The following is a 13,257-nucleotide window of genomic DNA, read 5'->3' as shown; positions in this document are numbered from 1 at the left end:
CGGACGGCAGCCGGTCTTGTCCGGCCGGCCGGGTGCGATCGACCACAGTGCACAGTGGCCGGAGAACGGACAGGGCCGGACGACCCACTCCTCGCCCCGCCGCCCCGGCCGGCTGGGGAACAGACCGGACGAGGGGCTGTCCGGACAGCGGCTGATCTCGTCCAGCCGGCCGGCGGTGCTGTCTCAGCACCGCTGAGAGAGCGCTGGGAGCCAGCCGGGCAGCATGGTGGACGGACGGAGCGGGGGCGACGGGACCGGCTTCGGAAGGGCTGGTGCGTCAACGGTAGACGCTCACGATCGCGTTGATGTCCTCGTGCGGTGGGGTGCTGGTCTTCGGGGCCTGTCGTCGCATGCGCCTGGGCACGCCGCCGTTGAGGCCCAGGTGGTCGAGGTGGGCGCCGGCGGCGAGCAGGAGCCGGGCGCCGCGCCCGGTGACACCGGTGAACCGCACGTCGAGCCGCTTCAGGGCGCTGCCCGGCAGGGCCTCGGCGAGCAGGGCCGCGCCGGTGTCGCCGACCTCGTTGGCACGGCCGCCGAGGGCGCGCTCGGACGGCGGCCGGGCCAGGTCGAGGGCGGTCCACGTGCGCAGGGCGGCGGCGATCGGGGCGACGTCGGTGATGCCGTTGCCACCCAGTCCGAGGGTCATGTCGTACCCCGAGAGGTTTTCCGCCAAGGCGGCGGCACCCCGGTCGCCGAGGTGGTTGACGGCGAGGAACAGCTCGCGGACGCCGCCCTCACGGACGAATCGGGTGAGGACACCGACCGATTCCGGGCCGAGGCCGTTGCCGCCGAGGAAGAGGCGCTGCATGCCGGGCGGCCGGGCGGCGAGGGCGTCGGCGAGCGGTTCCAGGCCGGCGGCGGTGAGACCGGTGTTGACCAGGTCGAGCGTACGCAAGGTGGTGTTCTCGGAGAGTGCGGCGGCGAGCCGCGCCACGCCCCGGTCGCCGATCGGGTTGCGTTTGAGCCAGAGGGCGCGGACCGTGCCGTCGGCGGCGAGCTGGTCGGCGAGGGCGCCGGCGCCGTCCGCGTCGATCCGGTTGCAGCCGAGGTAGAGGGTGCTGATCCGGTGGCCGGGGGTGAGCGCTCCGGCGACCGCGCGGGCGCCGTCGGCACCGAGCCCGTTGGTGCCGAGCAGCAGGTGGGTGCGGTGTGGGGAGGCGGCCGCGACGGTGGTGACGCGGGCCGCCTGCTCCGGGCCGAGGCCCTGTTTGCACAGGTCGACGCGGCCGTCGGGGCGGAGCAGGCCGCGGGCGAACTCCTCGGGCGCGGTGATCGGCTCGGGCGCGGCGAGGCGGCCCAGGATGCCGTCGAAGTCGCCCGGGTCGGCCAGGCCGCGATCCGGATCGCTGATGGCCGGGCATCGAATGATCATGCCGACGCCTCCCCGCGGTGGTGGTCAGGCGGCGAAGCCGGCCGGATTCGAACCGGCGTCCTCCTGCTCGATGCCAAGGCGCGACGACCTCTGCGCTACGACTCCGCCGCGCCGGAGCATACGCGACCCCACCGACATTTCCGCGCGGGCCCGCTGGGCTGGGTGCTGATCGCCGGCATCAGGCCGCGTCAGAGCGGCGGCTCGCCGAAGGCGGAGCGGATCCGGTGGAAGTCGCGCAGCCGCGGCTCGGTGGCACCGGACACCCACCGGCTGACCGTCTTGGTGGACACCTCCAGGCGCCGGGCCGCCGCCTCCAGCGTCAGCCCGTCGGCCCGCAGCCGTCCCGCGAACCAGGCGGCGAACGACACCGGCGCCGGCACGGTCACCCGGGCTCCGTGGGCCGGCTGCCGCGGCGCCTTCGTCACGATGGGGGCGGCCGGCGCGGCCGACGAGCTGAGCACGTCGATCTCGGCGCCGGACGGGAAGATCCGCAGCGACACCTGGATGGAGGGACTCACCCCGGCGGCTTCGAGCAGCACGTCGGCGACCCGTTCGCAGAGGTGGCGCACGTCCTCGTCGGACACCGGCGTACCGGTGAGCTGCCGCCGCAGGAAGGCCCGGACGTCGGGCAGCGCCGACGGCCGGGCCGGGAACGCCTGCGCGACCACGGTGAGGGGAAGGATCTCGACATCCGGGGACGGCACGTACCGATGGTACGGAAACCCGCGATACCCGAACGAGTGACAACGGATCCGGTGGATCCACACCTACGCTGAACCGATGCTGCACGTCCTCTGGATGAACGGCGGGCTCAGTTGCGACGGCGAGTCGGTGGCGATCACCGCGGCCACTCAGCCGAGCATCGAGGATCTGGTGCTGGGCGCGCTGCCCGGGGTGCCGCCGATCGAGTTGCACTGGCCCTACCTGGACTTCCAGAACGGGCCGCCGTTCATGGAGTGGTTCCACCGGGCGGCCCGCGGGGAGCTGGAGCCGTTCGTCCTGGTGGTCGAGGGGTCGATCGCGGACGAGTCGAACAAGACGGCCGGCTACTGGTCCGGGTTCGGCAACGATCCGCGGACCGGGCAGCCGATCACCGCGGCCGACTGGCTGGACCGGCTGGCCCCGCGGGCGTCGGCGATCATGGCGGCGGGCACCTGCTCGGCGTACGGCGGGATCCACGGGATGGCCGGGAACCCGACCGGGGCGATGGGCGTCCCGGACCACCTGGGGTGGGACTGGCGGTCCAAGGACGGGGTGCCGGTGGTGTGCGTGCCCGGCTGCCCGACCCTGCCGGACAACCTCACCGACACGCTGATGCACCTGGTGACGCACGTGGCCGGCGACGGTCCGCCACTGGAGCTGGACGAGGAGCTGCGGCCGCGCCGGCTGTTCGAGTCGACCGTGCACTCCGGATGCGACCGGGCCTCCTTCTACGACCAGAGCGACTTCGCGGCCGGGCAGGGTTCGGCGTCGTGCCTCGTGAAGGTCGGCTGCTGGGGCCAGGTGGTGCGGTGCAACGTGGCGAAGCGGGGCTGGATCAACGGGGTGGGTGGCTGCCCCAACGTCGGCGGCATCTGCATCGGCTGCACGATGCCCGGGTTTCCGGACAAGTTCCGGCCGTTCGCCGAGGACCCGCCGGCGCCGGTGTTCGTGCCGCTGGAGCAGACGCTGCGGGGTTACACGCTGCGGGTCGCGGGCGAACAGCCGGTCACCCGAAAGACGCAAGCGCCGTGACAACCCCCGGACAGAACTGTCCGGTCGAGGCTGTGAACAGGGCGAACACGAGCCGTAGGGGCGGTCAGAGGTGGGTGGACAGCCTTGGGTCTGGCCGCGCGGCGCCGGGCTCGGGCAGCGTCAGGACCGCGCCGCAGTCCGGCGTCTCACGGATCCCTAGGAGCGACACAGTGTTCTGGCGACGAATCTCCGCGCACCGGGCTTTGGCGGCACACAATTCCGGCCGGTGGACCGGTGTCCACGTGCTCGACCGGCGTTCGGCGAAACGGCCGTCGCCGTGCGCCGTTCCGGGCCCGTACCGGGGGCCGGTCTTCCGCGAGCCGGAGAGCGCCTGGTGGGACACGCAGGAGGAGGCCGGGCCGGTCACCGTCGTGGTGCTCAACGACGGCGACGCCGCCCGGGTGCTGGACGGGATCGCCGAACTCGCGGAGGGGCGGCTGCTGCTGGTGGTCGGCTGGGCCGACGCCGACACCCTGATCACCGGCCTGTCCCGGCTGCTTCCCCGGCGCCGGATGATGGTCCTGCCGGCCCACCACGGCGCGGACTGGCTGCGCGGCAACGTCGCGATAGTGGCCGGGTCACTGTTCGACGGCGTGCTGCCGATCCTGGTCGCCCACACCGCCGCCCTGCCCGTCATCGCGGCGGATCTCAGCAGCCGGCTGCACGCCGACCGGGTCCTCCGGATCCGGCACACGCCGTTCGGCGCCGGCCTGCTGCCGGTCTGGCGCCGGGAGACGCTTCATCCGTACGCGGAAAGGTCTGTCAATTGATCGTCATCCGCCGCCGGACAGCCACGCATACCAGTCCGGTAGGCCGTCGCCCCGGGTGGCGGAGACCGTCAGGATCGTCGCGCCCGGGTTGACCGCGGTGACGTGCCGGCGGCAGGCGTCCACATCGAAGTCCACGTACGGCAGCAGGTCGGTCTTGTTGATGACGACCAGGTCGGCCACCGCGAACATGTACGGGTACTTGAGCGGTTTGTCCGCCCCCTCGGTGACCGACACGATCACCACGCGCGCGTGCTCCCCGAGGTCGAACAGCGACGGGCAGATCAGGTTGCCGACGTTCTCCACGAACAGCAGCGAGCCGGGCGGCGGGTCGAGGTCGTCCAGCGCCCGCCGGGTCATCGCGGCGTCCAGGTGACAGCCGGCCCCGGTGTTGACCTGCACCACCGGGGCGCCGGCCGCGCGGATCCGGTCGGCGTCGAGCGGGGTCCGCTGGTCTCCCTCGATCACCGCGACCGGGCGCCGCAGCTCCCGTACGGTCCGCTCCAGCAGCGTGGTCTTGCCGGAGCCCGGTGAGCTCATCAGGTTGATCGCCCGGATCCCGCGGCCGGTCAGCAGCTCTCGGTTGGCCCGCGCCAGGTCGTCGTTGCGGGCCAGCACCCGTTCCTCGAGGGTGACCGTGACGGCCGGTTCGTCGTAGCACACTCTCAGGCCACCTCCATCGACACGATGTGCAGCTCCCGGCCCGCGGTGACGGTGACGTCGGCGCTGCCGCACGGGCACAGCGGGATCATGTCGGGCAGCCGCTGATCGGTGCGGCAGGCGCGGCAGAACACCACGGCCGGGCGCAGGTCGAGGTCGAGGGCGGCGCCGTGCGCGGCGGTGCCGGTGGCGGCCAGATCCCAGCAGAGCAGCATGGCGTCCGGCAGGACCGCGGTGAGCGCTCCGATCCGGACGGTGACCCGCCGCACCGGCCGTCCGGCGGCTCGGGTGCAGACCGTGTCGACGATGTTCTCGGCGATCGCCAGCTCGTGCATGGAGCTCGTCTCCCGCGTTCGATGACGCTGTACCCCGGTCAGGTGGCGCGGATTGACAGTCTTGCACGGCCGGGAGAACGCTGTTAGCGGCGTCACACCAAAGTGAGGCCCGGAAAGGCGACATGAGCGAGCTCGTCGACATGGCCTGGGATCCGATCACCCGGATCGTCGGCAGCCTCGGCATCTACACGAAAATCGACTTCAAGCAACGAGTGGTCGCCGAGTGCCGGAGCACCAGCTCGATCTTCCGCGGCTACTCGGTCTTCATGAAGGGCAAGGACCCCCGCGACGCGCACTTCATCACCAGCCGGATCTGCGGGATCTGCGGTGACAACCACGCCACCTGCTCCTGTTACGCGCAGAACATGGCCTACGGGGTGAAGCCGCCGGCACTGGCCGAGTGGATCGTCAACCTGGGCGAGGCGGCCGAGTTCATGTTCGACCACAACATCTTCCAGGAGAACCTGGTCGGGGTGGACTACTGCGAGCGGATGGTCGCCGAGACCAACCCGGGCGTGCTGGAGCTGGCCGACCGGACCGCCGCGCCGCACGCCGGCGAGCACGGTTTCCGCACGGTCGGCGACATCATGCGCTCGCTGAACCCGTTCACCGGCGAGTTCTACCGGGAGGCACTCCAGGTCAGCCGCCTCACCCGAGAGATGTTCTGCCTCATGGAGGGCCGCCACCCGCATCCGTCCACACTGTTCCCCGGCGGGGTCGGCACGCCGGCGAGCACCCAGCTGATCACCGACTACCTGACCCGGCTGATGCGCTACGTCGAGTTCATGAAGAGGTCCGTGCCGATGCACGACGACCTGTTCGACTTCTTCTACACGGCGCTGCCCGGCTACGAGCACGTCGGCGAGCGCCGGGTGCTGCTGGCCTGCTGGGGATCCTTTCAAGATCCAGAACACTGCGATTTCCGGTACGCCGACATGGCCGCCTGGGGACGCAGGATGTTCGTCACCCCCGGGATCGTGGTCGACGGCAAACTGGTCACCACCGACCTCGTGAAGATCAACCTGGGGATCCGGATCCTGCTCGGCTCGTCCTACTACGACGACTGGGAGGACCAGGAGATGTTCGTGACGGCCGACCCGCTGGGCAACCCGGTGGACCGCCGCCACCCGTGGAACCAGCACACCAACCCGCGCCCGCAGAAACGCGACCTGGACGGCAGGTACAGCTGGGTGATGTCGCCGCGCTGGTTCAACGGCCGGGACTACCTCGCCCTGGACACCGGCGGCGGCCCGCTGGCCCGGCTCTGGAGCACCGCGCTGGCCGGGACCGTCGACTTCGGCTACGTGCGCGCCACCGGCAGCGGCGTGCGGATCAGCCTGCCCAAGACGGCGCTGAAAGGGCCGGTCGAGTTCGAGTGGCGGATCCCCCGCTGGAGCAACACCCTGGAACGCAACCGGGCCAGAACCTACTTCCAGGCGTACGCGGCCGCCTGCGCCCTGCACTTCGCGGAGCGGGCGCTCGCCGAGATCCGGGCCGGGCGGACCCGCACGTGGGAGCCCTACGAGGTGCCCGACGAGGGGATCGGCTGCGGCTTCTCGGAGGCGGTCCGCGGCGCCCTGTCGCACCACATGGTCATCCGGGACGGGCGGATCGCCAACTACCACCCGTACCCGCCCACCCCGTGGAACGGCAGCCCCCGCGACAGTTTCGGCACCCCCGGACCGTACGAGGACGCCGTCCAGGGCCAGCCGATCTTCGAGGAGAACGGCCGCGACGACTTCAAAGGCATCGACATCATGCGTACGGTGCGCAGCTTCGACCCGTGCCTGCCGTGCGGCGTGCACATGTACCTGGGCGGCGGAAAGAAGATCGAGGTGCTGCACTCCCCCACCCAGTCCGCCGGGGTCGGTGTGTCATGAGCCTGGACAGCGTGCGGGCGGTCGCCGACACCGTGCTCTACGAGGGCTACCTGCTCTACCCGTACCGGGCGGGGGCCGCCAAGAACCGGTCCCGCTGGCAGTTCGGGGTGCTCGGGCCGCCGGGGGCGGCGCCGGCCGCGTTCGCCGAGCCGCCGGAGATGTCGATGCAGTGCCTGCTCACCCCGGACGGGGCCGGCTGGGTCACGGTCCGCCTGCGGTTCCTGCAACTCCAGTCCCGCGAGGTGCAGCGGCGGCTCGCGGGCGGCGGCCACGAACCGGCCGAGCGTCTCCGGGTCGGCGACACCACCCTGCTGAGCTGGGACGAGGCCGTGGAACGGGAGATCACGCTGCCGGATCTGCCGGTGCACGGCGACGCCGAGTTCCCGGTCGAGGTGCCCGGCGGCGAGGACGTCGAACCGGTCCATGACGGCGACGGACGGCCGGTGGGGCGGGTGGTCCGCCGCCGGTGGCCACTGACCGCCCGCGTCCGCACCTCGGTACAGGCCGACGACGGGCTGCTGCGGCTCACCGTCTCCGTCACGAACGAGCACGCGGAGCCCGTACCGGAGAAGGAAAGCGCGACCCGGCACTCGCTGATCGCCGCGCACCTGATGGTGGAGGCACACGACGCGGAGTTCGTGTCGGTGCGCGAGCCGATCCCGGCGGCGCGCCGCTGCCGGCAGGACCGCTGCTGGCCGGTGCTGGCCGGACCGCCCGGGGAGACCCGGCTGCTGCTCGGCGCCCCGATCATCCTGTACGACCACCCGCGCCTGGCCGGGCACAGCCCCGGCGACCTGTTCGACGGATGCGAGATCGACGAACTGCTGACCTTGAGGGTGCGAACCATGACCGACCAGGAGAAGATCGAGGCCCGCGCCACCGACCCGCGCGCCGCCGCGATCGTCGACCGCTGCGACGCGCTCGGCGACGACGCGCTGCTCAGCCTGCACGGCACCCGCATCGACGCCGGGACGATCACGCACGGCACCCTGGTCCGGCTGCGCCCGGCCCGCCGCGCCGACGCCCAGGACCTGTTCCTGGCCGGCCGGATCGCCCTGGTCAACGAGGTGATCACGGACGTCGACGGCGGCACCCACGTGGCCGTCGTCCTGCTCGACGACCCGGCCGCCGACCTGCACGACGGCTACGGCCGCTTCCTGTACTTCGCCCCGGACGAGCTGGAGCCGGTGTCGTGATCCTGATCGCCGGCATCGGCAACGTGTTCCTGGGTGACGACGGGTTCGGGCCGGAGGTGGCGCGGCGGCTGGCCGCGGGCCCGCTGCCGGACGGGGTGCGGGTCGCCGACTACGGCATCCGTGGCCTGCACCTGGCCCACGACATCGACGGCCACGACACGCTGATCCTCGTCGACGCCCTGCCCCCGGGCACTCCGGGCGCCGTCGAGGTCCTCGAGGTGGACCCGGCCGACGTCGGCCCGGGCGGCTTCGACGGCCACGCCATGGACCCGCTCGCCGTGCTGGCCGCGGTGGCCCGGCTCGGCGGCGCCCTGCCCCGCACCTATGTGGTGGGTTGCCGGGTCGCCAACGTCGGCGAGCGCATCGGCCTCTCCGCCCCGGTGGCCGCCGCCGTCCCCGAGGCCGTCGCCACGGTCCGCGCCCTGATCAGCACAGCGACACAGGGGTGACCGGGGTGTGTCTCGGGATCCCCGGACGGGTGGTGGAGATTCTGGCGGGCGCGGCCGGGCAGCTGGCCACCGTCGACGTGGTCGGTGCGCGCCGGCCGGTCAACATCGGCATGCTGGAGACGCCGCCGGAGCCCGGTGACTGGGTGCTGATCCATCTCGGGTTCGCCGTGGAGATCATCGACGCGGAGCGGGCCGGGCAGGCGCTGCGCGGCCTGGAGCTGGTCGGGCGGGCCCGGACGGTCCGCCGCCGGTTCGCGGTGTCCGGGCTGGTGCAGGGCGTCGGGTTCCGGCCGTTCGCGTACACCACGGCGACCGGGCTGGGCCTGGCCGGATCGGTGACGAACACCGCCGACGGGGTGGCCGTCGAGGTGGAGGGCTGCCCGGACGCGGTCCACGAGTACGGGCTGCGGCTGCGCGAGGGCCCACCGCTCGCCGTGATCACCGCGGTCGAGGAACGGGAGCAGGAGGTACGCGGCACCGCCGGGTTCCGGATCGAGGCGTCCACCGGCGGCCCGGCCCGCACCCTGGCCGCGCCGGACGTGGCGATCTGCGACGACTGCCTCGGCGAGCTGCGTGATCCGGGCGGGCGGCGGCACCGGCACCCGTTCATCTCCTGCGTCAACTGCGGGCCCCGCTACACGATCGTCACCGGGCTGCCGTACGACCGGGCGGCCACCACTATGGCCCGGTTCCCGATGTGCGGGCGGTGCCGGGCCGAGTACGAGGATCCGGCCGACCGCCGGTTCCACGCCCAGCCGATCGCCTGCCACGACTGCGGCCCCCGCCTGGAGCTGATCCTCGGGCCGATGACGATGACCGGCGCCGACGCCCTGTCCGAGGCGCGGGCGCTGCTGGCCGCCGGGCGGATCGTGGCGGTCAAGGGGCTGGGCGGCTACCACCTGGCGTGCGACGCCCGCAACGCGGACGCGGTCGCCGAACTGCGCCGGCGCAAACGGCGGGGCGGGAAACCGTTCGCCGTGATGGTGGCGGGCGCGCGGACGGCGTACCGGATCGGGGTCTTCACCGACCGCGACCGTGACCTGCTCGCCGGAGCCCGCCGCCCGATCGTGCTGGTCCCGCGCCGATCCGGCGGCGGGCTCGCCGGCCAGGTGGCGCCGGACAGCCCGGACGTCGGTGTGATGCTGGCCTACACGCCGCTGCACGTGCTGCTGTTCGGGCTGCCGGGCGACCCGCCGGGCCCGGACGTGCTGGTGATGACCTCGGGGAACGTGGCCGGCGAGCCGATCGTGACGGACGACGCCGACGCGCTGCGGCGGCTGGCCGGGCTGGCCGACGCGTGGCTGCGGCACGACCGGGAGATCCGGGTGGCGTGCGACGACTCGGTGGTGCGCGGCGACGTGATCCTGCGGCGGGCCCGCGGCTACGCGCCGATGCCGGTGCCGTTGCCGTTCGCGATCGGGCCGTCGCTGGCGGCCGGCGCCGATGCGAAGAACGCGTGCGCGGTCGGCGACGGCCGTTCGGTATGGATGAGTCAGCACATCGGCGACATGGACGACCTGTCCACTGTCGAGACCCTGCACACGCTCGCGGCACATCTCGGCGACATCGCCGGGGTCGAGCCGAAGACGCTCGTCACCGATCAGCATCCGGGCTACCGGTCCGGCTGCTGGGCGCGGGCCAACGCGGGCGGCCGTCCGGTGCGGACCGTGCAGCACCATCACGCGCACATCGCCGCGGTGATGGCCGAACACGGTCTCGGCGCGGGCGAGCGGGTCATCGGGATCGCGTTCGACGGGACCGGGTACGGCACCGACGGCGCGATCTGGGGTGGCGAGATCCTCATCGCGGGCTACGCCGGGTTCGAGCGGGCCGGGCACGTCGGCTACGTCCCGCTGGCCGGTGGGGACGCGAGCGTACGCCGTACCTACCGGATGGCCCTGTCGCATCTGCGGTCGGCCGGGGTGCCGTGGGATCCGGCGCTGCCCCCGGTGGCCGCCTGCCCGGAGGCGGAACGGGACATCCTCGCCCATCAGCTGCGTACCGGGCTGGCGTGTGTGCCGACGTCCAGTGTGGGGCGGCTGTTCGACGCGGTGGCGGCGATCGCCGGGGTGCGGCAGACCGTGACGTACGAGGGCGAGGCGGCCCTGGTCCTGGAGGGGCTCAGCCGCCAGGCGGGCGGCACGGCGTACCCCTGGAAGATCGACGAATCCGGTGTCGCCGATCCCGGCCCGCTGATCCGCGCGGTCGCGTCCGACGTGCTGGCCGGTGTGCCGGCCACGCTGGTCGGCGCCCGGTTCCACGCCGCCGTGATCGACCTGATCGTCACCCAGGCGCAACGCTGCCGGGAGTCGACCGGCCTCGACGTGGCGGCGCTCGGCGGCGGCGTCTTCCAGAACGCGATCCTGCTCACCGGCGCGGTCCGTGAACTGCGCGACCGTGGCTTCGTCGTGCTGTGGCCCCGGCTGCTGCCGCCGAACGACGGTGGCATCGCCCTGGGCCAGCTGGCCGTCGCGGGCGCCGCCTGATGTGCCTCGCGGTGCCCGGGCGGGTGGTGCGCGTGACCGTGGTCGACGGCACGCCGATGGCCGAGGTCGACTTCGGCGGCGTGCGCAAGGACGTGTGCCTGCACTACGTGCCGGACGCGGCACCCGGCGAATACCTGATCGTGCACGTCGGTTTCGCCATCCAACGGCTCGACGAGGAGTCGGCGCGCCGCACCCTCGACGAGTTCACCCGGCTGGGCCTCCTGGAAGAGGAGTTCGGTGAAGTACCTTGACGAGTTCAGCGACCCGGACCTGGCGCGCAGCCTGCTGCGGCAGATCCACGCCGCCACCACCCGGCCGTGGGCGCTCATGGAGGTGTGCGGCGGGCAGACCCACTCGATCATCCGGCACGGCATCGACCAGCTGCTGCCGGACGGCGTCGAGATGATCCACGGGCCGGGCTGCCCGGTCTGCGTCACCCCGCTGTCGGTGATCGACAAGGCGCTGGCCATCGCCGCCCGGCCGGGGGTGATCTTCTGCTCGTTCGGCGACATGCTGCGGGTGCCGGGCAGCGGGCGGGACCTGTTCGAGGTGCGCAGCGCGGGCGCCGACGTCCGGGTCGTCTACTCGCCGCTGGACGCGCTCGGCATCGCCCGCGACAACCCGGACCGCCAGGTGGTGTTCTTCGGCATCGGGTTCGAGACGACCGCCCCGGCCAACGCGCTCACCGTGCACCAGGCGCGCCGGCTCGGGATCCGCAACTTCTCGCTGCTGGTGTCGCACGTGCTGGTGCCGCCGGCCATCTCGGCGATCATGGAGTCGCCGCGGTGCCGGGTGCAGGGGTTCCTGGCGGCCGGGCACGTGTGCAGTGTGATGGGCACGTCCGAGTACCCGTCGCTGTCGGAGAAGTACGGCGTGCCGATCGTGGTCACCGGATTCGAGCCGCTCGACGTGCTGGAGGGCATCCGGCAGGCGATCACGCAACTCGAACAGGGCCGCCACGAGACCCGCAACGCCTACCCGCGGGCGGTCCCCGAGACCGGGAACCCGGTGGCCCGACAGATGCTCGCCGACGTCTTCGAGGTGACCGACCGGGCGTGGCGGGGCATCGGCACGATCCCGGGCAGCGGCTGGCGGCTCACCGACCGGTACCGGGAGTTCGACGCCGAGCACCGGTTCGACGTGAGCGGGGTACGGGCCGCCGAGTCGGCGCTGTGCCGGTCCGGGGAGGTGCTCCAGGGGCTGATCAAACCGCACGAGTGCGCGGCGTTCGGCCGGGTGTGCACGCCCCGGCAGCCGCTCGGCGCGACCATGGTGTCGTCCGAGGGGGCCTGCGCGGCGTACTACGCGTACCGGCGGGTCGCCGGATGATCGACTTCGAGGGCTGGACCTGCCCGGCGCCGCTGCGCGACACCCCCCACGTGGTCGCCGGGCACGGCGGCGGGGGCGCGATGTCCGCGGACCTCGTCCGGCATCTGATCGTTCCCGGGTACGGGGACGCCGGCGGCACCGCCGAGCGGGACTGCGCGGTGGTCGAGGCGGGCGGGGCGCGGCTGGCGTTCACCACCGACGCGTACGTGGTCCAGCCGATGTTCTTCCCCGGCGGCTCGATCGGCGACCTGGCCGTCAACGGGACCGTCAACGACCTGGCGATGGCCGGCGCCACCCCGCTCTTCCTGTCGGCCGCGTTCATCCTCGAGGAGGGCACGCCGCTCGCCGACCTCGGCCGGATCACGGCGGCCATGGGCGCGGCGGCCACCGCGGCCGGGGTGCGGCTGGTCACCGGCGACACCAAGGTGGTCGGCCACGGCAGCGGCGACGGCGTGTACCTGACCACCAGCGGTGTGGGTGTGGTGGCGGACGGGGTGGAGATCGAGCCGCGCCGGGCCGCCGCCGGCGACGCCGTGCTGATCAGCGGGGACCTCGGGCGGCACGGGGTGGCGGTGCTCAGCCGGCGGGAGGGCCTGGAGTTCGCGACGACGGTGGCCAGCGACACCGCGCCGCTGCACGGGCTGGTCGCCGCCATGCTGGCCACCGGCGCCGACCTGCACGTGCTGCGCGATCCGACCCGGGGCGGGCTGGCCGCGGCGCTCAACGAGATCGCGGCGACCGCGCGGGTCGGGGTGGAACTGACCGAACGGGACCTGCCGGTGCCGGACGGCGTGGCCGACGCCTGCCACCTGCTCGGGCTCGACCCGTTGCAGGTCGCCAACGAGGGGCGGCTGGTGGCGTTCGTCCGCCCCGACCAGGCGGACGACGTGCTGGCGGCGATGCGGGCCCACCCGTACGGGACGGGCGCGCGCCGGATCGGGACGTGCGTGGCCGGGCATCCCGGGATGGTGGTGGCCCGGACCGCGCTGGGCGGCACCCGGGTGATCTCGATGCCGATCGGCGAGCAGCTCCCCCGGATCTGCTGACCC

At 73.0% G+C, this 13,257-nt stretch carries 13 protein-coding genes and 1 tRNA gene; 9 read left to right on the top strand and 5 right to left on the bottom strand.

From position 1 onward, the window contains the following. Nucleotides 1-277 precede the first annotated feature (277 nt). The 3 genes from J5X75_RS17255 to J5X75_RS45995 all read right to left on the bottom strand — a co-directional run bounded on the left by J5X75_RS17255 (nucleotide 278) and on the right by J5X75_RS45995 (nucleotide 2,076). Entirely contained in the window at nucleotides 278-1,372 is a 1,095-nt protein-coding gene (locus tag J5X75_RS17255; protein ID WP_208468423.1) for a leucine-rich repeat domain-containing protein, read from the bottom strand. 32 nt (nucleotides 1,373-1,404) lie between these two features. Then, nucleotides 1,405-1,477 (bottom strand) — tRNA-OTHER (locus tag J5X75_RS17250). A gap of 83 nt (nucleotides 1,478-1,560) precedes the next feature. Beyond that, complete coding sequence (locus J5X75_RS45995; protein ID WP_208468422.1) at nucleotides 1,561-2,076, bottom strand: helix-turn-helix domain-containing protein; 516 nt, start codon at nucleotides 2,074-2,076, stop codon at nucleotides 1,561-1,563. Nucleotides 2,077-2,152: 76 nt separating this feature from the next. Between J5X75_RS45995 and J5X75_RS17240 the strand changes: the two genes are divergently transcribed. Both J5X75_RS17240 and J5X75_RS17235 read left to right on the top strand, forming a co-directional pair. Then, a complete protein-coding gene (locus tag J5X75_RS17240; RefSeq protein ID WP_208468421.1) occupies nucleotides 2,153-3,106 on the top strand; it encodes an NADH-quinone oxidoreductase subunit B family protein in 954 nt (317 codons plus the stop codon). Nucleotides 3,107-3,348: 242 nt separating this feature from the next. After that, the gene (locus J5X75_RS17235) at nucleotides 3,349-3,876 is read left to right on the top strand and encodes a hypothetical protein (protein ID WP_208468420.1); all 528 of its coding nucleotides are present in this window, start codon (nucleotides 3,349-3,351) and stop codon (nucleotides 3,874-3,876) included. 3 nt (nucleotides 3,877-3,879) lie between these two features. Here the strand turns inward: J5X75_RS17235 and hypB are convergent, their stop codons facing one another. Together hypB and J5X75_RS17225 are read right to left on the bottom strand one after the other, a co-directional pair. Beyond that, nucleotides 3,880-4,536, bottom strand: coding sequence for a hydrogenase nickel incorporation protein HypB (hypB, locus tag J5X75_RS17230; protein ID WP_307798124.1), 657 nt, complete (start codon nucleotides 4,534-4,536; stop codon nucleotides 3,880-3,882). 2 nt (nucleotides 4,537-4,538) lie between these two features. Further along, on the bottom strand, nucleotides 4,539-4,868 hold the full coding sequence (locus tag J5X75_RS17225; RefSeq protein ID WP_208468419.1) for a hydrogenase maturation nickel metallochaperone HypA: 330 nt from the start codon (nucleotides 4,866-4,868) through the stop codon (nucleotides 4,539-4,541). Nucleotides 4,869-4,990: 122 nt separating this feature from the next. Here J5X75_RS17225 and J5X75_RS17220 point away from each other — a divergent pair, with 122 nt between their 5' ends. Genes J5X75_RS17220 through hypE form a run of 7 tightly spaced genes read left to right on the top strand, consistent with a single transcriptional unit; the run spans nucleotide 4,991 to nucleotide 13,254 of the window. After that, a complete protein-coding gene (locus tag J5X75_RS17220; RefSeq protein ID WP_208468418.1) occupies nucleotides 4,991-6,748 on the top strand; it encodes a nickel-dependent hydrogenase large subunit in 1,758 nt (585 codons plus the stop codon). Further along, nucleotides 6,745-7,944, top strand: coding sequence for a hypothetical protein (locus J5X75_RS17215; protein WP_208468417.1), 1,200 nt, complete (start codon nucleotides 6,745-6,747; stop codon nucleotides 7,942-7,944). The genes J5X75_RS17220 and J5X75_RS17215 overlap by 4 nt, the downstream gene beginning before the upstream one ends. Continuing rightward, the gene (locus tag J5X75_RS17210; RefSeq protein WP_208468416.1) at nucleotides 7,941-8,393 is read left to right on the top strand and encodes a hydrogenase maturation protease; all 453 of its coding nucleotides are present in this window, start codon (nucleotides 7,941-7,943) and stop codon (nucleotides 8,391-8,393) included. The genes J5X75_RS17215 and J5X75_RS17210 overlap by 4 nt, the downstream gene beginning before the upstream one ends. Nucleotides 8,394-8,398: 5 nt before the next feature. Continuing rightward, complete coding sequence (hypF, locus tag J5X75_RS17205; RefSeq protein WP_208468415.1) at nucleotides 8,399-10,879, top strand: carbamoyltransferase HypF; 2,481 nt, start codon at nucleotides 8,399-8,401, stop codon at nucleotides 10,877-10,879. Then, nucleotides 10,879-11,130, top strand: a complete 252-nt coding sequence (locus tag J5X75_RS17200) for a HypC/HybG/HupF family hydrogenase formation chaperone (protein ID WP_208468414.1) — start codon at nucleotides 10,879-10,881, stop codon at nucleotides 11,128-11,130. Before hypF ends, J5X75_RS17200 begins: the two co-directional genes overlap by 1 nt. Further along, nucleotides 11,117-12,208 (top strand): hydrogenase formation protein HypD, encoded by a 1,092-nt coding sequence (gene hypD / locus J5X75_RS17195; RefSeq protein ID WP_208468413.1) that lies wholly within the window; start codon nucleotides 11,117-11,119, stop codon nucleotides 12,206-12,208. Before J5X75_RS17200 ends, hypD begins: the two co-directional genes overlap by 14 nt. Further along, nucleotides 12,205-13,254, top strand: coding sequence for a hydrogenase expression/formation protein HypE (hypE, locus tag J5X75_RS17190; RefSeq protein ID WP_208468412.1), 1,050 nt, complete (start codon nucleotides 12,205-12,207; stop codon nucleotides 13,252-13,254). Before hypD ends, hypE begins: the two co-directional genes overlap by 4 nt. Nucleotides 13,255-13,257 lie beyond the last annotated feature (3 nt).

It is taken from the genome of Actinoplanes flavus (assembly GCF_017592555.1).
In the GTDB taxonomy this organism is placed as follows: domain Bacteria; phylum Actinomycetota; class Actinomycetes; order Mycobacteriales; family Micromonosporaceae; genus Actinoplanes; species Actinoplanes flavus.
The sequence above is the reverse complement of the archived record's forward strand: the minus strand, read 5'-3'. Positions and strand labels throughout refer to the sequence as shown.